Origin of the sequence: Pseudomonas turukhanskensis, assembly GCF_027922365.1 — a bacterium.
GTDB classification, from domain to species: Bacteria; Pseudomonadota; Gammaproteobacteria; order Pseudomonadales; family Pseudomonadaceae; genus Aquipseudomonas; species Aquipseudomonas turukhanskensis.
In genome coordinates, this window is the sequence record NZ_BSFN01000015.1 from 1 (window position 1) to 20,684 (window position 20,684).

The 20,684-nt window shown below is 62.0% G+C and carries 18 protein-coding genes; 14 read left to right on the forward strand and 4 right to left on the reverse strand.

What is annotated here, in order from left to right:
• Nucleotides 1–201 precede the first annotated feature (201 nt).
• Nucleotides 202–2,379, reverse strand: coding sequence for a malate synthase G (locus PKE98_RS19890; RefSeq protein ID WP_271197053.1), 2,178 nt, complete (start codon nucleotides 2,377–2,379; stop codon nucleotides 202–204).
• 328 nt (nucleotides 2,380–2,707) lie between these two features.
• On the opposite strand from PKE98_RS19890, the gene PKE98_RS19895 reads away from it, so the two are divergent.
• Complete coding sequence (locus tag PKE98_RS19895) at nucleotides 2,708–3,154, forward strand: GNAT family N-acetyltransferase (protein ID WP_271197054.1); 447 nt, start codon at nucleotides 2,708–2,710, stop codon at nucleotides 3,152–3,154.
• 51 nt (nucleotides 3,155–3,205) lie between these two features.
• Complete coding sequence (locus PKE98_RS19900; RefSeq protein ID WP_271197055.1) at nucleotides 3,206–3,724, forward strand: glycine cleavage system transcriptional repressor; 519 nt, start codon at nucleotides 3,206–3,208, stop codon at nucleotides 3,722–3,724.
• On the opposite strand, the gene rarD is transcribed toward PKE98_RS19900, so the two are convergent.
• Entirely contained in the window at nucleotides 3,701–4,609 is a 909-nt protein-coding gene (gene rarD / locus PKE98_RS19905) for an EamA family transporter RarD (RefSeq protein ID WP_271197056.1), read from the reverse strand. The genes PKE98_RS19900 and rarD overlap by 24 nt on opposite strands.
• Before the next feature lie 284 nt (nucleotides 4,610–4,893).
• Between rarD and PKE98_RS19910 the strand changes: the two genes are divergently transcribed.
• Nucleotides 4,894–5,580 (forward strand): formylglycine-generating enzyme family protein, encoded by a 687-nt coding sequence (locus PKE98_RS19910; RefSeq protein ID WP_271197057.1) that lies wholly within the window; start codon nucleotides 4,894–4,896, stop codon nucleotides 5,578–5,580.
• Nucleotides 5,581–5,590: 10 nt separating this feature from the next.
• Here the strand turns inward: PKE98_RS19910 and PKE98_RS19915 are convergent, their stop codons facing one another.
• Both PKE98_RS19915 and PKE98_RS19920 read right to left on the reverse strand, forming a co-directional pair.
• Nucleotides 5,591–6,565, reverse strand: coding sequence for a serine/threonine protein kinase (locus PKE98_RS19915; protein ID WP_271197058.1), 975 nt, complete (start codon nucleotides 6,563–6,565; stop codon nucleotides 5,591–5,593).
• A 60-nt stretch (nucleotides 6,566–6,625) separates the two neighbouring features.
• Entirely contained in the window at nucleotides 6,626–7,366 is a 741-nt protein-coding gene (locus tag PKE98_RS19920) for a ComFC family protein (RefSeq protein ID WP_271197059.1), read from the reverse strand.
• Between the two features lie 90 nt (nucleotides 7,367–7,456).
• Between PKE98_RS19920 and bioB the strand changes: the two genes are divergently transcribed.
• From bioB to PKE98_RS19975, 11 genes are all read left to right on the forward strand, one after another.
• Nucleotides 7,457–8,515, forward strand: a complete 1,059-nt coding sequence (bioB, locus tag PKE98_RS19925) for a biotin synthase BioB (protein ID WP_271197060.1) — start codon at nucleotides 7,457–7,459, stop codon at nucleotides 8,513–8,515.
• A gap of 116 nt (nucleotides 8,516–8,631) precedes the next feature.
• Nucleotides 8,632–9,819, forward strand: coding sequence for an 8-amino-7-oxononanoate synthase (bioF, locus tag PKE98_RS19930; RefSeq protein ID WP_271197061.1), 1,188 nt, complete (start codon nucleotides 8,632–8,634; stop codon nucleotides 9,817–9,819).
• Complete coding sequence (locus tag PKE98_RS19935; protein ID WP_271197062.1) at nucleotides 9,812–10,543, forward strand: alpha/beta fold hydrolase; 732 nt, start codon at nucleotides 9,812–9,814, stop codon at nucleotides 10,541–10,543. The genes bioF and PKE98_RS19935 overlap by 8 nt, the downstream gene beginning before the upstream one ends.
• Nucleotides 10,536–11,336, forward strand: coding sequence for a malonyl-ACP O-methyltransferase BioC (gene bioC, locus PKE98_RS19940; protein ID WP_271197063.1), 801 nt, complete (start codon nucleotides 10,536–10,538; stop codon nucleotides 11,334–11,336). Before PKE98_RS19935 ends, bioC begins: the two co-directional genes overlap by 8 nt.
• Nucleotide 11,337: 1 nt before the next feature.
• Nucleotides 11,338–12,021, forward strand: a complete 684-nt coding sequence (bioD, locus tag PKE98_RS19945) for a dethiobiotin synthase (RefSeq protein ID WP_271197064.1) — start codon at nucleotides 11,338–11,340, stop codon at nucleotides 12,019–12,021.
• A gap of 92 nt (nucleotides 12,022–12,113) precedes the next feature.
• Nucleotides 12,114–12,353, forward strand: coding sequence for a hypothetical protein (locus PKE98_RS19950; protein WP_271197065.1), 240 nt, complete (start codon nucleotides 12,114–12,116; stop codon nucleotides 12,351–12,353).
• Nucleotides 12,354–12,413: 60 nt separating this feature from the next.
• Entirely contained in the window at nucleotides 12,414–13,163 is a 750-nt protein-coding gene (locus PKE98_RS19955) for a putative metalloprotease CJM1_0395 family protein (protein ID WP_271197066.1), read from the forward strand.
• A 153-nt stretch (nucleotides 13,164–13,316) separates the two neighbouring features.
• Nucleotides 13,317–15,122 carry a phenylacyl-CoA dehydrogenase gene (locus tag PKE98_RS19960; RefSeq protein WP_271197067.1) on the forward strand — a complete coding sequence of 602 codons (1,806 nt, stop codon included), beginning with the start codon at nucleotides 13,317–13,319 and terminating at the stop codon, nucleotides 15,120–15,122.
• Between the two features lie 178 nt (nucleotides 15,123–15,300).
• Nucleotides 15,301–16,650 carry a GGDEF domain-containing protein gene (locus PKE98_RS19965; RefSeq protein WP_373877891.1) on the forward strand — a complete coding sequence of 450 codons (1,350 nt, stop codon included), beginning with the start codon at nucleotides 15,301–15,303 and terminating at the stop codon, nucleotides 16,648–16,650.
• A 120-nt stretch (nucleotides 16,651–16,770) separates the two neighbouring features.
• On the forward strand, nucleotides 16,771–18,564 hold the full coding sequence (locus tag PKE98_RS19970) for an acyl-CoA dehydrogenase C-terminal domain-containing protein (protein ID WP_271197069.1): 1,794 nt from the start codon (nucleotides 16,771–16,773) through the stop codon (nucleotides 18,562–18,564).
• A gap of 338 nt (nucleotides 18,565–18,902) precedes the next feature.
• Nucleotides 18,903–20,681, forward strand: a complete 1,779-nt coding sequence (locus PKE98_RS19975) for an acyl-CoA dehydrogenase C-terminal domain-containing protein (protein WP_271197070.1) — start codon at nucleotides 18,903–18,905, stop codon at nucleotides 20,679–20,681.
• Nucleotides 20,682–20,684: the final 3 nt, after the last annotated feature.

A 20,684-nucleotide genomic window follows, 5' to 3' on the forward strand; every position in this document is an offset into this window, starting at 1 on the left:
GTGTGCCCGGCTTTCAAACCCTCCCCCGATGATCAGTCGGAGACTATCTCCTCTTTCGAGGAGGAGTCGAGATACAAGGGTGTGCTCCGCGCACCAGGCGGTCTATCGGCAATCGCAACGGTGCGCGGAGCACACCCTACGAGAGCAAATGCATAAAAAAACCGCCCCGAAGGGCGGTTTTTTTATCGTGCGGCGGGTGAATTACAGGCCGTTCTTGGCTTTGAATTCACGACGACGACGGTGCAGAACCGGCTCGGTGTAACCGTTGGGCTGCTTGGCGCCTTCGATCACCAGCTCCAGGGCAGCCTGGAACGCGATGTTGTTATCGAAGTCCGGAGCGAGCGGGCGGTACACCGGGTCGTTGGCGTTCTGACGGTCAACCACCGGTGCCATGCGCTTGAGGCTAGCGACGATCTGCTCTTCGCTGGCAATGCCATGGCGCAGCCAGTTGGCCAGCAGCTGGCTGGAGATACGCAGGGTCGCGCGGTCTTCCATCAGGCCAACGTCGTTGATGTCCGGCACTTTCGAGCAGCCGACACCCTGGTCGATCCAGCGCACCACGTAACCCAGAATGCCCTGCGAGTTGTTGTCCAATTCGTTCTGGATTTCGTCTGCAGACCAGTTGGTGTTGGCGGCCAGCGGGATGCTGAGGATGTCGTCGATGGAGGCACGGGCGCGCTTGGCCAGCTCGGCTTGACGGGCGAACACGTCAACCTTGTGGTAGTGCAGCGCGTGCAGGGCTGCGGCGGTCGGCGACGGTACCCAGGCGGTGTTGGCACCGGCCAGTGGGTGAGCGATTTTCTGCTCAAGCATGCCGGCCATCAGGTCGGGCATGGCCCACATGCCCTTACCGATCTGGGCGCGACCTTGCAGGCCGGTGGCCAGGCCGATGTCCACGTTCCAGTTCTCGTAGGCGGCGATCCACTTCTCGGACTTCATGGCCGCTTTGCGCACAACGGCGCCGGCTTCCATCGAGGTGTGGATTTCGTCACCGGTACGGTCGAGGAAGCCGGTGTTGATAAACACCACGCGCTCGCTGGCGGCTTTGATGCACGCCTTGAGGTTGACGGTGGTGCGGCGCTCTTCGTCCATGATGCCGACTTTGAGTGTGTTGCGTGGCAAGCCCAGAACGTCTTCGACGCGGCTGAAGATTTCGCTGGTGAACGCGACTTCTTCCGGGCCGTGCATTTTTGGCTTAACGATGTACACCGAGCCGGTACGGGTGTTCTTGCGGGTGGTGTTGCCCTTGAGGTTGTGCACCGCGATCAGGCTGGTGAACAGCGCGTCCTGAATACCTTCTGGGATTTCGTTGCCCTGGGCATCGAGAATCGCCGGGTTGGTCATCAGGTGGCCCACGTTACGCACGAACAGCAGGCTGCGACCGTGCAGGGTCAGCTCGCTGCCGTCGGTTTTGGTGTAGACGCGGTCCGGGTTCATGGTGCGGGTGAAGGTGGTGCCGCCTTTGGCGACTTCTTCAGCCAGGTCGCCCTTCATCAGGCCGAGCCAGTTGCGGTAGATCACGGTCTTGTCGTCGGCATCGACGGCAGCAACCGAGTCTTCGCAGTCCATGATGGTGGTCAGGGCCGCTTCCATCAGTACGTCTTTGACGCCGGCGGCATCGGTCTGGCCGATGGGGCTCTTGGCGTCGATCTGGATTTCGAAGTGCAGGCCGTTGTGCTTGAGCAGCACCGCAACCGGAGCATCAGCCGGGCCTTGGAAACCGATCAGCTGAGCGTCGTCGCGCAGACCGGTGTTGCTGCCGCCTTTGAGGCCGACCACCAGTTTGCCGTCGATAAGTTTGTACGCGGTGGAGTCGACGTGCGAGCCAGCAGCCAGTGGCGCGGCTTCGTCGAGGAAGGCGCGGGCGAAGGCGATAACCTTGTCACCACGAACCTTGTTGTAACCCTTGCCTTTCTCGGCGCCGCCTTCTTCGCTGATCGCGTCGGTGCCATACAGGGCATCGTAGAGCGAACCCCAGCGGGCGTTGGACGCGTTGAGGGCGAAACGGGCGTTCATCACCGGCACTACCAGCTGCGGGCCGGCCATGTGGGCGATTTCTTCGTCGACGTTTTGGGTAGTGGCTTGGAAATCCGCTACTTCTGGCAGCAGGTAACCAATTTCTTCCAGGAAGGCTTTGTAAGCCACGGCGTCATGCGCCTGGCCAGCACGTGCCTGGTGCCAGGCGTCGATCTTGGCCTGGAAGTCGTCACGTTTGGCGAGTAGTGCTTGGTTCTTCGGTGCCAGGTCCTTGATGACGCTTTGAGCGCCTTCCCAGAACTGCTCGGCAGAAATCCCGGTACCGGGGATGGCTTCGTTGTTTACGAAGTCGAACAGGACTTTGGCGACCTGCAGGCCACCGACTTGAACGCGCTCAGTCATTACTTGCCTCTCTGCTCAGCTCTTAGCTGTACTCAATAGCTCACTGCGGATAGCCCTGTACGGACCCGGCGTTGGCCGTCTTGTAGTCCGTGGCGCGGCATACTACATCATGATCGGGTGAAAATCAGCGGGCGCGCGTCGAACCGCGACCGGCCTAGGGCCCGGCGGTCACAACGAGGGCGCGGATGTTCTCAAAAAATGGGGGTTTTGTTCCAGAAAAATCTGCATTTCGTACACGATTTTGTAGTGTTACTACCTGTTTTCCCCGTCTCGACAGCGGTTATCGGCTTTTGCCTATACTCGCGCAACCCCTCATGGAGTGCTGTGCATGCCTGTAAAAGCGGTGGTAGCGAGCGACCTTGACGAACTCGCGCAGTTGTTTGCCGGTTACCTGGAGTTTTATCAGGTGCCGCGCCCGGTTGACGTGATTGGTGAGTTTCTTGCCGCTCGTCTGCAAAAGGGCGATTCCACTTTGTTTTTGGCTCGCGATGCGTCTGGCACGGCCCAGGGCTTTGTGCAGCTGTACCCGTTTTACTCGTCGCTAGCCTTGGCGCCGGCGTTTTTGCTTAGCGATTTGTATGTGAGCCCGGATGCCCGGCGCCAGGGTGTCGGCGAGCTACTGATGAACGCCGCCCGGGGCCATGCCGAAGCAACCGGAGCCTGTGGTTTGCAGCTGGAGACGGCGAAAACCAACCTGGCCGGCCAGGCGCTGTATGAACGCCTGGGGTATGTGAAGGATGAGGTTTATCTGACGTATTGGTTAAGTCTGGCGTAGGGCAAAAATTCGTCCTAGCCCACAATCTGCCTAAATTTGAGGAGTCACCCCGTGAACCATTTGGTCCTTACCGTGATTGCCGAAGACCAGCCTGGCCTGGTGGAAAAGATCGCCAGTTGCATTTCCACCCACGGCGGCAACTGGCTGGAAAGCCGAATGTCGCGCATGGCCGGGCAATTTGCCGGCATTCTGAAAGTGAGCGTGCCGGCCGATGCCCATGCCGAACTGGTGGCCTCGTTGCAGGCGCTGAACGAGCAGGGCATTCGCGTGCTGCTGGCCGAAAGCGGCAGCGAGCCTGAGCGTAGCTTCAAGCCGATTCTGCTCGACCTGGTGGGCAACGACCGCCCCGGCATCGTGCGCGATATCACCCGCGTGCTCAGCGAGCTGTCGGTGAACGTGGAAAGCCTGGACACCGACGTGGCGCCCGCGCCCATGAGCAACGAACCGCTGTTTCACGCCGAGGCGAAGTTGGCGGTGCCGCTTTCGTTATCGCTCGACGTGCTGCAAGCGCGCTTGGAGACGTTGGCCGATGACTTGATGGTGGAGTTAGTCCTGCGCGGCGACGAGTAGTTTGTTGCGCTGCAAACTGCGCCACGCATCCACGCTATAGATCACCAGCGCCGCCCAGATAAAGCCGAAGGCAATCAGGGTGCTGGTGCTCAGGTGTTCGTCGAACAGCAGCACCGCCTGCAGCAGCACCAGGGTCGGCGCCACGTATTGCAGGAAACCCAAGGCGGCATACGGCAAGTGCCGCGCCGCTGCGTTGAAGCACAGCAGCGGCACCAGCGTGACCGGCCCGGCAGCCGCCAGCCACAGCACCTGGGTGCTGGTCCAGAAGCTGGCCTGCATGCTCACCGCGTCGGCGTTGAACGCCAGCCAAGCGACGGCAAACGGCACCAATAACCAGGTTTCCACTACCAGCCCCGGCAACGCCGCGACCGGCGCCTGCTTGCGAATCAGCCCGTAGAAGGCGAACGAAAACGCCAATGCCAGCGACACCCAGGGCACATGCCCGGCCAGCCACAGTTGCTGCGCCACGCCGATACTGGCCAGCCCCACGGCCAGCCATTGCAGACGGCGCAACCGTTCGCCCAACAGCAGCATGCCCAGCAGCACATTGATCAGTGGGTTGATGTAGTAGCCCAGGCTGGCCTCTAGCATGCGGCCGTTATTCACCGCCCACACGTACACCAGCCAATTCACCGCAATCAGCGAACCGCTGCCTACCAATACGGCAATGCGCCGCGGGTTGTCGCGCAGGTCGCTGAGCCAGCGCGGGTGCTTCCACACCAACAGCAGCAGGGCGCCGAACAGCGCGGACCAAAGAATGCGGTGAACGATGATTTCCAGCGCCGGCACCTGGGCGACGGCTTTGAAATACAGCGGGAACAAGCCCCAGATGGTGTATGCGCAAATACCAAGCAGATACCCGCGGCGCGGGTTGGCGGTGGTCATGGAAGTCCTTGGGCAAAAAACTCAGGGGCACATTCTAGTCAGCCCGGCAACGTCTGTCCGTATACAGCTGAGCGCTATGTAGGAACACACCTGAAGTTGGCATCCATTGCTTCAGGACAGCAAACCCGCTGTGCCAATGGCCTGCAATGGCGGCTGATCATTAGCGAACAGGTGACTTATGACAGCAGTACAACCGCGGGTTATTGCCATGTGCACGACGTTTATGGGGACCGCACTGCCGGCGGTTTCCACTTCGTCTACGCCGGTTAAGTGAGGGCCCTACCATGGATCGATTGGGTGCGGCCTTATTGGGATTGTTTGCAGTAGTGGGCGGTGAGTCGGTGGTACCTGACCGGCAAACCTATATGGCGGATGTGGCTGCTGGCACGGTGAAATATCAATTGCCGGAGGCTACGGGGCCAATCGAGGAGTCGGTGGAGGCTTTTCATATCATGCGGCGCCAGGTCAGCCAGGCCGAATATGCCGCGTGTGTGCGCGATGGCGGGTGTAAGGCGTTGGATAAGCCTTGGCACGAAAGCCGGGATGGCCGGCGGCCAGTGGTTGGCCTCAGTTGGCTGGATGCCAAGGCATATGCCCAGTGGTTGTCTGCCTCCACCGGCAACCGTCACCGTTTGCCGCGCTACGCCGAATGGCTACATGCGGTTGGCCCGGATTACGTGATGGATCAACCGCTGGCTGACGCTGCTGCAAATCCTGCGTCGGAGCAGGCGCAGCAACGCCTGCTGCGTTTTACCAAGCAAGGCAGCAGTGGCGCCTTGAGCCTCGCGGAAAACGTCTGGGAATGGACAGACACCTGTTTTGCCGGGGCAGCGGATGGCGCTTGCGGCGCACATATCGCTGCGGGTCGCCACCTAAGTGCGCTCTCCGACCTTGAACGCGACCCCGTTGCCGGTGCCGCCTCGGCAGGCGCGGTGCCCACCCATGTCGGGTTACGGTTGGTGCGCGAGTAGGGGCAACAACTCAGAACAGCCGCAACGGCTCTTCCTGAAGGGCCGACAACTGCTCGCGCAGAATCAGAATCTGCTCGCCCCAATAGCGTTCGGTGCCGAACCAGGGAAAGCTCATGGGAAACGCCGGATCGTCCCAACGCCTTGCCAGCCAGGCGCTGTAGTGCATCAGGCGCAGGGTGCGAAGGGCTTCGATCAGCGGCAGTTGGCGCGGGTTGAAGTCATGGAATTCCTGGTAGCCGTCCACCAGTTCGGCCAGTTGGCCCAGGCGCTCCTGGCGGTCGCCGGCCAGCATCATCCACAAGTCTTGCACCGCCGGGCCCATACGGCAGTCGTCGAGGTCGACGATATGGAACACCTCGTCGCGGCACATCATGTTGCCGGGGTGGCAGTCGCCGTGCATGCGGATGGGCTGATAGGGCGTGGCGGCGTACAGGTCTTCCACCCGTTTCAGCGCATCGCGGGCCACCGACTCGTACGCCGGCAGCAGGCTTTTGGGAATGAAGTTGCCCTCCAGCAAGGTATTCAGCGAATCGCGGCCAAAGGTCTGCACGTCCAGCTCGCCACGGTGTTCGAACGGCTTGCTGGCGCCGACGCCGTGCAGACGCCCGAGCAGTTGGCCGAGGCGATACAACTGGTCAAGGTTGCCAGGCTCCGGCGCGCGGCCGCCGCGACGGGGAAACAGGGTGAAGCGAAAGCCCTGGTGTTCAAACAGGGTTTTGCCGTTGTGCACCAGCGGCGCCACCACCGGCACCTCGCAGTCGGCCAGTTCGGCGGTAAAGCTGTGCTCTTCGAGAATGGCCGCATCGGTCCAGCGCGCTGGACGGTAGAACTTGGCAATCAGCGGCTGGCCTTCGTCGATGCCTACTTGGTACACGCGGTTTTCGTAGCTGTTTAGCGCCATGACACGGGCGTCGCTGAGAAACCCGATGCTTTCAACGGCATCGAGAACCAGGTCGGGCGTGAGGTCAGCAAAGGGGTGGCTCATGGGGCGTTCCAGGCGGCGTGGGGCATCAGTGTACGCCTTCGCGTCTGGCGTGCGTCGGCCTCAGGCTGTTTCACCGGGTTTCGGCGTGCGCGCCAGGCAGTAGACGTCCACACGCGTGGCGCCGGCTTTTTTCAACAGGCGCGCCAGGCTGTTGGCGGTGGCGCCGGTGGTGAGCACGTCGTCGACCAGTGCCAGGTGCTTACCCTTCACCAGGCTCGCTTCGCTCAAGGCAAACGCATTGCGCAGATTGCGTTGGCGCGCGGCGGCGTCCAGCTCCTGCTGAGCGTCGGTTTCCCGGTCGCGGCGCAGCAGGTCGGCACGTATCGGCAGGTTCAGGTGCTGGTGCAGCCAGTCGGCAAGCATGCCGGCCTGGTTGAACCCGCGCTGGCGCAGCCGCTGTTTGCCCAGCGGTACCGGCAGCAGCAGATCGGGGCGCGGCAGGCCACGGGCAAAGGCGTTTTGCAGATGGTGTGACAAAAGCACCCCGAGCAGACGTCCCAAAGGCCACTTGCCGTGGTGCTTGAAGCGCGTGATCAGCGCATCGACTGGAAAGGCGTAGCGCCAGGGCGTTTGCACCTGATCGAAATACGGCCGCTGCTTCTGGCATTCACCGCAGATGAGGTCGTCGGCCGGCATCGGCAAGGCGCAGATGCGGCAGGCCGCTTCCAGCAACGGCAGGTCTGCCTCGCACGGGCTGCAAATGGGCCGTGGGTAGTCGCCGCGCTGATCGCACAACAGACACGACTGTTCATTATTTAACCACTTGTAAACCTGTTTCCATCCGCCTGGTTGACAGCGCATTTCGCTTCCTTAACTATGCCGAACATCCATACCGCGCTTGTGGGCTTTACTTTTTTACGCCCCGCGCACGACTACAAGAAGGATTGCCCGATGAGCGCCACTACCACTCCTAACCTGCGTCACGATTGGTCCCTTGCTGAGGTTAAGGCGCTTTTTCAACAGCCCTTCAACGACCTGCTGTTCCAGGCCCAGACCGTGCACCGCGCGCATTTCGATGCCAACCGCGTGCAGGTCTCGACGCTGCTGTCGATCAAAACCGGTGCATGCCCCGAAGACTGTAAGTACTGCCCGCAATCGGGGCACTACAACACCGGCCTGGATAAGCAAAAGCTGATGGAAGTGCAGAAGGTTCTGGAGGCGGCGGCGGAAGCCAAGGCCATCGGTTCCACCCGTTTCTGCATGGGCGCCGCGTGGAAACACCCGTCAGCCAAAGACATGCCCTACGTGCTGCAAATGGTTAAAGGTGTAAAGGCCCTGGGCCTGGAAACCTGCATGACCCTCGGCAAGCTCGACAAAGAGCAAACCAGCGCCCTGGCTGAGGCCGGCCTGGATTACTACAACCACAACCTCGACACCTCGCCGGAGTTCTACGGCAGCATCATCACCACCCGTACCTACAGCGAGCGCCTGCAAACCCTGGCCTACGTGCGTGATGCCGGCATGAAGATCTGCTCGGGCGGCATTCTGGGCATGGGCGAGTCGCTGGATGACCGCGCCGGCCTGTTGATTCAACTGGCCAACCTGCCGGAACACCCGGAGTCGGTGCCCATCAACATGCTGGTGAAAGTGCAGGGCACGCCGCTGGCCAACGCCGAAGACGTCGACCCCTTCGACTTCATCCGCATGCTGGCCGTGGCGCGCATTTTGATGCCGAAATCGCACGTACGGCTGTCTGCTGGGCGCGAAGCCATGAACGAGCAAATGCAGGCCCTGGCCTTCTTTGCCGGTGCCAACTCGATTTTCTACGGCGAAAAACTGCTGACCACCGCCAACCCGCAGGCCGACAAGGACATGCTGCTGTTCAGCCGTCTGGGCATCAAACCCGAAGCGCGCGAAGAGCACGCCGACGAAGTGCATCAGGCGGCCATCGAGCAAGCGCTGATCGAGCAGAAAAGCAGCGAGCTGTTTTACGACGCCGCTTCGGCCTAAGCTCTCGATTTTTCGCCCAGACACCCGTAGGAGCGAGCTTGCTCGCGAAGCCTTTGAACCTCGCAGGCTTCGCAAGCAAGCTCGCTCCTACAGGGTTAACAGCAAAGACCGCCTTCATGAGCTTCGATCTCTCCGCCCGCCTGGCCGCCCGCCGCGCCGACAACCTCTATCGCCAACGCCCGCTGCTGGAAACCCCGCAAGGCCCCGAGGTGGTGGTTGACGGCAAACCGTTGCTGGCCTTTTGCAACAACGACTACCTGGGGCTGGCCAACCACCCCGAGGTAATCGCTGCCTGGAAAGCCGGCGCCGAGCGCTGGGGCGTGGGCGGCGGTGCCTCGCACCTCGTTATCGGCCACAGCACGCCGCACCACGAACTGGAAGAAGCTCTGGCCGAGCTCACGGGCCGGCCTCGCGCCTTGCTGTTTTCTACCGGTTATATGGCCAACCTAGGGGCGGTGACGGCGCTGGTGGGGCAGGGCGATACGGTGTTGGAAGATCGCCTGAATCACGCGTCTTTACTGGATGCCGGGCAGCTCAGCGGCGCGCGGTTTTCCCGTTATCTGCATAACGATGCCGAGAGCCTTTGTCTGCGGATTGCCCGCTCTAGCAAAAAAGAGCCGGAAGGCAACACGCTGGTGGTCACCGACGGTGTATTCAGCATGGACGGCGATCTGGCCGACCTACCCACGCTGGCCGCCACCTGCAAGAACGCCGGCGCCTGGCTGATGGTCGACGACGCCCACGGCTTTGGCCCGCTGGGCGCCAACGGCGGCGGCATCGTCGAGCACTACGGCCTGAGCATGGAAGATGTGCCCGTGCTGGTCGGCACCCTCGGCAAAGCCTTTGGCACGGCGGGCGCGTTTGTCGCCGGTAGCCAAGAGCTGATCGAAACCCTGGTGCAGTTCGCCCGTCCTTATATCTACACCACCAGTCAGCCGCCGGCGCTAGCCTGCGCCACGCTGCAGGCCTTGAAGCTGCTGCGCACCGAACACTGGCGGCGTGAGCACTTGAATGCCCTGATCCAGCAATTTCGCCGTGGTGCCGAAGCGATCGGCCTGGAGTTGATGGATAGCTTTACCCCAATACAGCCTATTTTGATCGGTGATGCCGGCCGCGCCGTGCGCTTGTCGCAGATGCTGCGCGAGCGCGGCTTGATGGTGACCGCTATTCGCCCGCCCACCGTCCCGGCCGGCAGCGCGCGTTTGCGGGTGACCTTGTCGGCCGCCCATAGCGAGGTGCAGGTGCAGCAGCTGCTTAACGCCTTGGCTGAATGCTGGCCGCTGATGGAGGCGGCCGATGCGTAATCGCCTTGTGCTGCTGCCCGGCTGGGGTTTGGGCAGTGCGCCACTGGAGCCTCTGGCCGCTGCATTGCGCGGCCTGGACGAGCGCTTGCAGGTGCAGATCGAGCCGTTGCCAACGCTGGATTCCAGTGACCCCGCCGATTGGCTGGATGAGCTGGATGCCACGCTGCCGGCCGATTGCTGGTTGGCCGGCTGGTCGCTGGGCGGCATGTTGGCGGCCGAACTGGCGGCCCGGCGTGGCGACCGCTGTTGCGGGCTGATCACCCTGGCCAGCAACAGCAATTTCGTCGCTAGTGATCGTTGGCCGGCAGCCATGCCGGAAAACGACTTCACGGCCTTTCTGCACGGCTGTGGGCAAAGCCCCGAGGCCACGCTGAAGCGTTTTACGCTGCTTTGCGCCCAGGGAGGCGAGGAGCCTCGCAGTCTGGCCCGTCAGCTTGCCGCCAGCGCACCCGGGCATCGCGCCGGCAATCTGCTGCAAGGCTTGCAGGTGCTGGCTGCGCTGGACACCCGCGGCGCCCTGCAAGCGTTCAGCGGCCCGCAACTGCACCTGTTTGCCGGCGCCGACGCGCTGGTGCCCGCCGAAGCCGCTGGCGCGCTGCTGGAGCTGCTCGGTGATGTGGAAGTGGGGCTGATCGAGCAGGCCTGCCACGCCTTTGTGCTGGAGCGTCCCCACGAAGTGGCAGCGGCGATTCAAGGCTTTTTGCACGAGTCTGGCGATGACTGATTTCAGCCAGGGCACGCTGCCCGACAAGCGCCAGGTTGCCGCGTCCTTTTCCCGCGCCGCCGCCAGCTACGACAGCGTCGCTGAGCTGCAGCGCGACGTTGGCCACCACCTGTTGCAGCAGTTGCCCACGGACTTTACCCCCGCCGACTGGCTGGATATCGGCTGCGGCACCGGCTATTTCACCCGCGCGCTGGGCGAGCATTACGGCACTGCGCCGGGCATGGCCCTGGACATCGCCGAAGGCATGCTGCAACACGCCCGCCCGTTGGGCGGCGCCACGCACTTTATTGCCGGCGACGCCGAGCGCTTGCCGTTGCGCGATGCCAGCCGCGACCTACTGTTTTCCAGCCTGGCGGTACAGTGGTGCGGCGATTTCACGGCGGTGCTCAGCGAAGCCAGACGCGTATTGCGCCCCGGCGGCGTGCTGGCCTTCAGTAGCTTGTGCGTCGGCACGTTGCAGGAGCTGCGTGATAGCTGGCAGGCGGTGGACGGCCATGTGCATGTCAATCGCTTCCGCCAATTCAACGACTATCAACAGCTGTGTGCCGATAGCGGCCTGCGGGTGCAGAGCCTGCAGGTGCGGCCCCATGTGCTGCATTACCCGGACGTGCGCAGCCTGACCCATGAACTGAAAGCGCTCGGGGCCCATAACCTCAACCCGGGTCGCCCTGGTGGGCTGACCGGGCGGGCGCGAATTCTGGCGTTGATCGAGGCCTATGAGCGGTTCCGCCAGCCCCAGGGGCTGCCGGCGACGTACCAGGTGCTCTACGCCGTGCTGGAAAAAGAAGGTTGATATGACTGCTGCATTTTTTATCGCCGGTACCGACACCGAAGTTGGCAAAACCACCATCGCCGCTGGCCTGCTATGCGCCGCCCGCCGCCAGGGCCTGAGCACGGCAGCCTGCAAACCGGTGGCCTCGGGCAGCGAGGCCACGCCCGCAGGCCTGCGCAACAGCGATGCGCTGGCGCTGCTGGGGCAGTGTTCGTTGCCGCTGACGTACGATGAAGTCAATCCGCTGGCGTTTGCCCCGGCCATTGCGCCCCATCTGGCGGCGCGTGAGGCGGGCGTCGAATTGACGGCGGCGGCATTGTTGGCGCCAGTGCGTCATGTGCTGGAGCACGGCGCCGATTTCACCGTGGTGGAAGGGGCGGGCGGCTGGCGGGTGCCGCTGGGCGACGGCGGCTATCTGTCGGATTTGCCGGTGGCATTGGGGTTGCCGGTCATTCTGGTGGTCGGTGTGCGCCTGGGGTGTATCAACCATGCCGTGCTGAGCGCCGAAGCCATTGCCCGCGACGGCCTGCAACTGGTCGGCTGGGTGGCCAATATCGTCGATCCGGGCACGTCGCGGCTTGAGGAAAATCTCGCCACCTTGACCGAGCTGTTAGCGGCGCCGTGCTTGGGCCGCGTGCCTCGCCTCGCTGATGCATCGCCGGAAGAAGTCGCCGAGCATCTGCAGTTATCACACTTGCCGCTATAAACAGTGGCAAACCGATAGCCTTTTGTTTGTACGTTTTTTGAGCGCGATCTGCTTAAATTGGCGTCAGAAATTTCTCTTTAGTGAGGTTGGCGATGGAAATCTCGGGTAGTGCTTTCAGCTCCGGGTTAAGCACCGTGCAATCTGGCCAGCGCCGGATTGATCAGGCTGCATCCGATATCGCAAGCAGTTCGGTTAACCGCAATTCCGATGCGGCCGACACCGCTGACAATCTGGTGCAGCTGAACGTTGGCAAGGTCGAGGCGCAAGCCGGAGCCAAAGTCATTGAAACCAGCGATGAAGTGCTGGGTACCCTGATCGATATCCGCGCCTGAATTTTGACGCGGTTGCCTGCTTGACGGGCGAGTTCTACCACGGGCGCGTACGAGGTGCCCATGCAAATCGGCAGTGCTGCGACGTACCCCCTCGCTACGCAGGCTTCGCTTCTTGCGAATGCGCGCTCGCCTGCAGCTACCGATGCCATCCAACCGATTACGGCTACTCAAGCATCGCCTGATGCCACGGTGACGTTGTCTGCCGATGGCACACGCCTGGCAGCCGAAGAAAAAGACCGTAGCGGCGCCGATACTGCCCAAAACTCGACGGATAAGGCTGGCGAAACGGACGAAACCGATCCCCGGCAAGCGCAGCTGGACCGTCAGAAAATCTCCGAGCTAGCCAGCCGCGATGCCGACGTGCGTTCCCACGAAGCGGCGCACGCGTCGGTGGGCGGTGCCTACGCTGGTTCGCCTAGCTACACCATGCAGCGCGGGCCGGACGGCAAGTCGTACGCCATCGGCGGCGAAGTGGGCATTGATGTCAGCGCGGTGGCCAATGATCCGGCCGCCACCATCAGCAAGATGGAAGTGGTGATGCGTGCGGCGCTGGCACCAGCCGACCCGTCCGCGCAAGACCTGCGTGTAGCGGCTCAGGCGCAAGGCCTGGCAGCGGCCGCTCGGGCTGAGTTGGCACAGGAGCGCCGTACGGAAAATCTGGACAAGGCCCGCGCCCGGCGCGAGGAGGAGAACGCTCAGGAACCTGCCACCGACGCTGCCCAAAACGCTGATACATCCGCTTCAGTTCAGCTGTACCAGAGCATCGCCTCGCCGGTGGATAGCACGCCACAGATAGAAGCCTTTGCCTAAAGGCCTGTAGGACTGATGCTTGACAAGGTTTCGGCGTAAACGTATGTTTCAAACGCCTGTTTGATTGCTGGGCTGAATCCTGGCCGCCGGGCAATCGAGAAAGATCTCGCACAAGACCGCCAAGCCGGTCTCCACATCGTAGAGGTTACCGCTATGCCTGATTACAAGGCCCCCTTGCGTGATATTCGTTTCGTACGTGACGAATTGCTCGGCTACGAAGCGCACTACCAAAGCCTGCCGGCTTGCGCAGACGCTACTCCAGACATGGTTGATGCCATTCTTGAAGAGGGCGCCAAGTTCTGTGAGCAAGTGCTGTCGCCGCTGAACCGTGTTGGCGACCTGGAAGGCTGCACCTGGAGCGAGTCCGGCGTTAAAACCCCGACTGGTTTCAAAGAAGCCTACAAGCAATACGTTGAAGGCGGCTGGCCAAGCCTGTCGCACGACGTTGAGCACGGCGGTCAAGGCCTGCCGGAATCGCTCGGCCTGGTGCTCAGCGAAATGGTTGGCAGCTCGAACTGGTCGTGGGGCATGTACCCAGGCCTGTCGCACGGTGCGATGAACACCATCTCCGAGCACGGCACCCCGGAACAACAGCACACCTACCTGACCAAGCTGGTATCGGGTGAGTGGACCGGCACCATGTGCCTGACCGAGCCGCACTGCGGTACGGATCTGGGCATGCTGCGTACCAAGGCTGAACCGCAAGCGGACGGCTCGTACAAAGTATCCGGCACCAAGATCTTCATTTCCGCTGGCGAACACGACATGGCCGATAACATCGTCCACATCGTTCTGGCTCGCCTGCCGGACGCCCCTCAGGGCACCAAAGGTATTTCCCTGTTCATCGTGCCCAAGTTCAACGTGAACGAAGACGGCAGCGTTGGCACCCGTAACGCCGTATCCTGTGGCTCGCTCGAGCACAAGATGGGTATCCACGGTAACGCCACCTGCGTGATGAACTTCGATGGCGCCACCGGCTACCTGATCGGCCCAGCGAACAAAGGCCTGAACTGCATGTTCACCTTTATGAACACCGCTCGCCTGGGTACTGCACTGCAAGGTCTGGCCCACGCCGAAGTCGGTTTCCAGGGCGGCCTGAAGTACGCTCGTGAACGTCTGCAGATGCGCTCGCTGACTGGCCCGAAAGCGCCGGACAAAGCCGCTGACCCGATCATCGTGCACCCTGACGTACGCCGCATGCTGCTGACCATGAAGGCGTTCGCCGAAGGCAACCGCGCAATGGTCTACTTCACCGCGCAGCAAGTGGATATCGTCAAGTACAGCCAAGACGAAGAAGCCAAGAAGAAAGCCGACGCTCTGCTGGCCTTCCTCACGCCAATCGCCAAGGCCTTCATGACCGAAGTTGGCTTTGAAGCCGCCAACCACGGCGTGCAGATCTACGGTGGCCACGGCTTTATCGCCGAGTGGGGCATGGAGCAGAACGTTCGCGACAGCCGCATTTCCATGCTGTACGAAGGCACCACCGGTATTCAGGCCCTCGACCTCTTGGGTCGTAAAGTCCTGCAAACCCAAGGCGAAGCGCTGAAAGGCTTCACCAAGATCGTGCACAAGTTCATCCAGGCCAACGAAGGTAACGAGGCTGTTGCCGAGTTCACAGGTCCTTTGGCCAAGCTGAACAAAGAGTGGGGCGAGCTGACCATGAAAATTGGTATGGCCGCGATGAAAGACCGCGAAGAAGTAGGCGCTGCTTCGGTCGACTACCTGATGTACTCCGGCTACACCTGCCTGGCGTACTTCTGGGCCGACATGGCTCGCGTGGCTGCTGAGAAACTGGCTGCCGGCACCAACGAAGAAGCCTTCTACAAAGCCAAGCTGCAAACCGCGCGCTTCTACTTCCAGCGTATTCTGCCGCGCACCCGCGCGCACGTAGACGCCATGTTGTCGGGCGCCAACAACCTGATGGACCTGGCCGAAGAAGATTTCGCCCTGGGCTACTAAGTTGTAACGGTTCCACCGCTCGAAAAAGCCGCTCGCCCTTACAGGCGGGCGGTTTTTTTTTGCGTAGGGCGAAGATCCGCCGTTGCGATCGTGGCGACGGATACCTCTGGTATTCGCCCTACGGTTGTGACGGAAATTGCGACACGAACGGGTGCCGAACGCGCGAGAAATAGGCAAAATGCCACCCGTTCGCCGCCTTCTTCTGGCGGCCCGTGGAACACATTCCGTGCATCGCCTGAAAGCCCTTCGTTTCAGCCATTTTCTGCCGTCGTTGCTGTTGCTGGTGGCAGGGATAGCGGCTGCCAGTCTGCAACTGCTCAACGAGTTCTTTACCTCGCTGTTCAATGTGCTGCCGACCTTGCTGCTGATTCTCGGCGGCGCCTTCTGCCTCATCTACTCTCGCCAGCGCGAGCTGTTTCTGCTGGTGGTGGTGTATTGCGCCTACTTTGTGCTCGATACACAGGCCGATTTCTTCCGTGCCACCGGCAAGGCGCGACCCGATACGGCGTTGGTGTTTCACCTGTGCAGCCTGCTGTTGCCGCTGTTTTACGGCATTTACGCCGCGTGGCAGGAACGCACCCATCTGGTTCGTGATCTGGTCGCGCGCTCGGCCGTGCTGTTGGCCGTTGGCGCCGTGGCCGTGGGCCTGGCGCAGCGCTACCCGGACGGCATGCTCGAATGGCTGGCGCAAATTCGTTGGCCCTCGCTGCACGGTGAGTGGATGAGCATGGTGCAACTGGCGTACCCGGTGTTCCTGCTGGCCTTTATCGGGCTGATCGCTCAATACATCTACAAACCACGCCCCCTGCACGCGGCGCAGTTGGTCGGCCTCGTCGGGCTGTGCTTGATGCTGCCCAAGACCTTTCTGCTGCCCCACGGCCTGAACGTGATGAGCAGCCAGGTAATGCTGATTCTGGCTGTGGCGGTGGCGCACGAGGCGTATCAGATGGCCTTTCGTGATGAGCTCACTGGCCTGCCGGGCCGCCGTGCGCTTAACGAACGCCTGCCGCGCCTGGGCCGCAACTATGTCATCGCCATGGCCGACGTCGACCACTTCAAGAAATTCAACGACACCCACGGCCACGACGTAGGCGACCAAGTGCTGCGGGTGGTCGCCAGCCAGCTGCGCAAGATTGGCGGCGGCGGCAAGGCCTACCGCTATGGCGGCGAGGAATTCACCCTGGTGTTCTCCGGCAAAACGTTGGACGAGTGCCGGCCGCATCTGGAAACCGTACGCCAGGCAGTAGAAAGCTACGTGATTCAGCTGCGCGACAAGGGCAACCGCCCGCAAAACGATGCCAAGGGCAAACAACGCCGGGGTGCGGCGGCAGCCACCAGCGTGACGGTCACCGTCAGCATCGGCGTGGCCGAAAAAGAAAGCGACCAGCGCACGCCGGAAGAGGTGATCAAGGCCGCCGACCGTGCGCTTTACGCCGCCAAAGCGGCCGGGCGTAACTGCGTCATTCAGCATGGTCAGAACCGTCGCGGTGCGGTGCGGGTGGCCGCCGCGAAAACCCCGGCCGCCTAGCGCCCGGTACGCTTATAGGCGCGCATTCAGCGCGCGCAACGTGATTGTTCAGGGTTCGGGGCGGCAGTAGTTTGTCTGCCACGAAGACGCTTACCGCGTCCCTGCCAAGGAGAATCCCCCATGCCCGAATACAAGGCCCCCCTGCGCGACATGCGCTTTCTGGTCGACGAAGTGTTCGACTTCCACGCTGGCTATGCGGCCATGGGCGCGGTAGACGCCTCGCCGGACATGGTCAATGCCATCCTCGAAGAAGGCTCGAAGTTCTGCGAGCAAGTGATTGCGCCGCTGAACCGCTCCGGCGACGAAGAGGAGTGCCAATTCGATAACGGCGTCGTCACCACGCCCAAGGGCTTTAAAGAAGCCTTCCAGCAATTCGCTGATGGCGGCTGGATGAGCCTCTCGGTAGACCCGACCTACGGCGGCCAAGGCCTGCCGCATTCGCTGGGCCTGCTATTCAGCGAAATGATCGGCTCCAGCAACTACGCCTGGGGCATGTACCCGGGCCTGACCCAGGGCGCCATGGCGGCCATCTACGCCCACGGCACCGAAGAACAAAAGCAGGCCTACCTGACGCGCATGACCGCCGCCAGCTGGACCGGCACCATGTGCCTGACCGAAGCCCACTGCGGCACCGACCTGGGCCTGATCAAAACCCGCGCCGTGCCCCAGGCCGATGGCAGCTACGCCCTCACCGGCAGCAAGATTTTCATCTCCTCCGGTGAGCACGATATGAGCAACAACATCGTCCACCTGGTACTGGCCAAGCTGCCGGACGCGCCGGCGGGCACCAAAGGCATCTCGCTGTTTATCGTGCCCAAGTTCCTGCCGGGCGCCGATGGTGAAGCGGGCGAGCGCAACGCCGTCTCGTGCGGCTCCATCGAACACAAGATGGGCATCAAAGGCTCGGCCACCTGCGTGATCAACTTCGATAACGCCAAGGGCTTTTTGATTGGTGAGCTGAACAAAGGCCTGAACTGCATGTTCACCATGATGAACCATGCGCGCCTGGGTACCGGGATGCAGGGGCTTTGCCTGGGGGAGACCAGCTACCAGGGCGCCCTGAAGTACGCCACCGAACGCCTGCAAATGCGCTCGCTGACCGGCGCCAAAGCCCCGGACAAATCGGCTGACCCGATCATCGTCCACCCGGACGTGCGCCGCATGCTGCTGACCATGAAAGCCTTCAACGAAGGCAACCGTGCGCTCTCGTACTTCTGCGCCCAGTTGCTCGACCAACTGCACGCCGACACCGCCGAACAGCGCCAGGAAGCCGAAGACCTGCTGGCCTTCCTGACCCCGATCTGCAAAGCCTTTATGACCGAGACCGGCCTTGAGGTGACCAACCACGGTATGCAGGTGTTTGGCGGCCACGGCTTTATTCGTGAGTGGGGCATGGAGCAACTGGTACGCGACTGCCGTATCGCCCTGCTGTACGAAGGCACCAACGGCATCCAGGCCCTCGACTTGCTCGGCCGCAAAGTGCTCGGCAGCCAAGGCAAACTGCTGCGCGGCTTTACCAAGCTGGTGCACAAGTTCTGCGAAGCCAACGCCGCGCATCCACAGCTGCAAGCGCAGTTCGCGCAATTGGCGACCTTGAATAAAGAGTGGGGCGATTTGACCACCAAGGTCGGCATGGCCGCGATGAAGAACCCGGACGAAGTGGGCGCTGCGGCGACCGACTACCTGATGTTCTCCGGCTACGTGGTGCTGGCCTACTTCTGGCTGCGCATGGCGGTAGTGGCGCAAGAGAAAATCGAAGCGGGCAGCGGTGATGCCGCGTTCTACCAAGCCAAGTTGGCCACTGCCGACTTCTACTTCAAACGCCTGCTGCCGCGCACCATGGTGCACCGTGCGGGCGTGGAAGCCGGGAGTGAAAGCCTGATGCAACTGAGCGCCGAGCAGTTCGCCGGCTAAGCGCCTAGGCTGAACAGAGCCCGCCTTTATGGCGGGCTTTGTTTTTTGCCTATAGCAAAAGCTCAAGGCTGAAGCTGATTAAGCACCCCTCGCCCGTGTGCGGGAGAGGGGCTGGGGGTGAGGGCCTGGCCCCGACGTAGATCTACGAAAAAAAGCCCCTCACCCTAACCCTCTCCCGCAAGCGGGAGAGGGGATTGATCGCGTTGCGGCTGCGATCGTGGTTAGACCATTCGGTCACACCATGACCCTATGTGTCTGAAAAGTTGTTCGGGTAAACTCCTAGCCCTGCCCCATACCGGCCGCTGGGCCGTATCGTTGGATCGTTCGAGGATCGTCACATGGCCGACTACAAAGCTCCCCTGCGCGATATGCGCTTTGTCCTCAATGAAGTATTTGAGGTCTCCAAACTCTGGCAGCAGCTGCCGGCACTGGCGGAAGTTGTCGATGCCGACACCGCTGAGGCAATCCTCGAAGAAGCTGGCAAGGTCACCGCCAAAACCATCGCCCCGCTGAACCGCAGCGGCGACGAAGAAGGCTGCCGTTGGAACAACACCGTGGTGAATACACCCGCGGGCTTCCCCGAGGCCTACAAGATTTACGGCGAAGGCGGCTGGGTAGGCGTGGGCGGCGACCCCACCTACGGCGGCATGGGCATGCCCAAGGTGCTCGGAGCGCAGGTTGAGGAAATGCTCAACGCTGCCAACCTGTCGTTCGGCCTGTACCCAATGCTGACTGCCGGCGCTTGCCTGTCGATCAATGCCCACGCCAGCGCCGAGCTGAAAGAAACCTATCTGCCGAATATGTACGCTGGCGTCTGGGCGGGCTCCATGTGCCTGACCGAACCGCATTCGGGCACTGACCTGGGCATCATCCGCACCAAAGCCGAGCCGCAGGCTGACGGCTCGTTCAAAGTTACCGGCACCAAGATCTTTATCACCGGCGGCGAGCACGACCTGACCGAAAACATCATTCACCTGGTGCTGGCAAAACTGCCGGACGCCCCGGCTGGCTCCAAGGGCATTTCGCTGTTCCTGGTGCCCAAGTTCATGGTCAATGCCGACGGCAGCCTGGGCGAGCGCAACACCGTTAGCTGTGGCTCCATCGAACACAAGATGGGTATCCAGGGTTCGGCTACCTGTGTGATGAACTTCGACGGCGCTACCGGCTACATCATCGACGGCCCGAACAAAGGCCTGGCGGCGATGTTCACCATGATGAACTACGAGCGCCTGGGCGTAGGTATCCAAGGCCTGGCCGCTGGCGAGCGCTCGTACCAGAGCGCAGTGGAATACGCCCGTGACCGTCTGCAAAGCCGTGCGCCAACCGGCCCGGTCGCCAAAGATAAAGTCGCCGACCCGATCATCGTGCACCCGGACGTGCGCCGCATGCTGCTGACCATGAAGGCCAGCAACGAAGGCGGCCGTGCGTTCTCCAGCTACGTCGCCATGCAGCTCGACACTGCCAAGTTCAGCGAAGACCCCACCACGCGCAAGCGTGCGGAAGAACTGGTGGCCCTGCTGACCCCGATTGCCAAAGCGTTCCTCACCGACCTTGGTCTGGAAACCACCGTGCACGGCCAGCAGATCTTCGGCGGCCACGGCTTTATCCGTGAGTGGGGCCAGGAGCAACTGGTGCGTGACGTGCGCATCACCCAGATCTACGAAGGCACCAACGGCATTCAGGCGCTCGACCTGGTTGGCCGCAAGATCGTCGGCAGCGGCGGTGCGTTCTATAAGCACTTCGCAGATGAAATCAAAGCCTTCACCGGCAGCGCCGACGCCTCATTGGCCGAGTTCGTCGAGCCGCTGAAAGCTGCCGTTGCCAACCTCGACGACCTGACCGACTGGCTGCTCAACAGCGCCAAGGGCAACCCGAATGAAATCGGCGCGGCCTCGGTGGAATACCTGCACGTGTTCGGCTACACCGCCTATGCGTACATGTGGGCACTGATGGCGCGTGCGGCGCTGGGCAAGGAAGGTCAAGACGAGTTCTACGCCAGCAAGCTGGGCACCGCGCGGTTCTACTTCGCGCGCCTGCTGCCGCGTATTCACTCGCTGACCGCCTCGGTCAAGGCCGGGAGTGAGTCGCTGTATCTCTTGGACGCTTCGCAGTTCTGATCG

Excerpts from the sequence above, each read along its gene's own strand:
- PKE98_RS19890 (WP_271197053.1), bottom strand. The coding sequence starts at position 2,379 with ATGACTGAGCGCGTTCAAGTCGGTGGCCTGCAGGTCGCCAAAGTCCTG.
- PKE98_RS19895 (WP_271197054.1), top strand. The coding sequence starts at position 2,708 with ATGCCTGTAAAAGCGGTGGTAGCGAGCGACCTTGACGAACTCGCGCAG.
- rarD (WP_271197056.1), bottom strand. The coding sequence starts at position 4,609 with ATGACCACCGCCAACCCGCGCCGCGGGTATCTGCTTGGTATTTGCGCA.
- PKE98_RS19910 (WP_271197057.1), top strand. The coding sequence starts at position 4,894 with ATGGATCGATTGGGTGCGGCCTTATTGGGATTGTTTGCAGTAGTGGGC.
- PKE98_RS19915 (WP_271197058.1), bottom strand. The coding sequence starts at position 6,565 with ATGAGCCACCCCTTTGCTGACCTCACGCCCGACCTGGTTCTCGATGCC.
- PKE98_RS19920 (WP_271197059.1), bottom strand. The coding sequence starts at position 7,366 with ATGCGCTGTCAACCAGGCGGATGGAAACAGGTTTACAAGTGGTTAAAT.
- bioB (WP_271197060.1), top strand. The coding sequence starts at position 7,457 with ATGAGCGCCACTACCACTCCTAACCTGCGTCACGATTGGTCCCTTGCT.
- bioF (WP_271197061.1), top strand. The coding sequence starts at position 8,632 with ATGAGCTTCGATCTCTCCGCCCGCCTGGCCGCCCGCCGCGCCGACAAC.
- PKE98_RS19935 (WP_271197062.1), top strand. The coding sequence starts at position 9,812 with ATGCGTAATCGCCTTGTGCTGCTGCCCGGCTGGGGTTTGGGCAGTGCG.
- bioC (WP_271197063.1), top strand. The coding sequence starts at position 10,536 with ATGACTGATTTCAGCCAGGGCACGCTGCCCGACAAGCGCCAGGTTGCC.
- bioD (WP_271197064.1), top strand. The coding sequence starts at position 11,338 with ATGACTGCTGCATTTTTTATCGCCGGTACCGACACCGAAGTTGGCAAA.
- PKE98_RS19950 (WP_271197065.1), top strand. The coding sequence starts at position 12,114 with ATGGAAATCTCGGGTAGTGCTTTCAGCTCCGGGTTAAGCACCGTGCAA.
- PKE98_RS19955 (WP_271197066.1), top strand. The coding sequence starts at position 12,414 with ATGCAAATCGGCAGTGCTGCGACGTACCCCCTCGCTACGCAGGCTTCG.
- PKE98_RS19960 (WP_271197067.1), top strand. The coding sequence starts at position 13,317 with ATGCCTGATTACAAGGCCCCCTTGCGTGATATTCGTTTCGTACGTGAC.
- PKE98_RS19965 (WP_373877891.1), top strand. The coding sequence starts at position 15,301 with ATGCCACCCGTTCGCCGCCTTCTTCTGGCGGCCCGTGGAACACATTCC.
- PKE98_RS19970 (WP_271197069.1), top strand. The coding sequence starts at position 16,771 with ATGCCCGAATACAAGGCCCCCCTGCGCGACATGCGCTTTCTGGTCGAC.
- PKE98_RS19975 (WP_271197070.1), top strand. The coding sequence starts at position 18,903 with ATGGCCGACTACAAAGCTCCCCTGCGCGATATGCGCTTTGTCCTCAAT.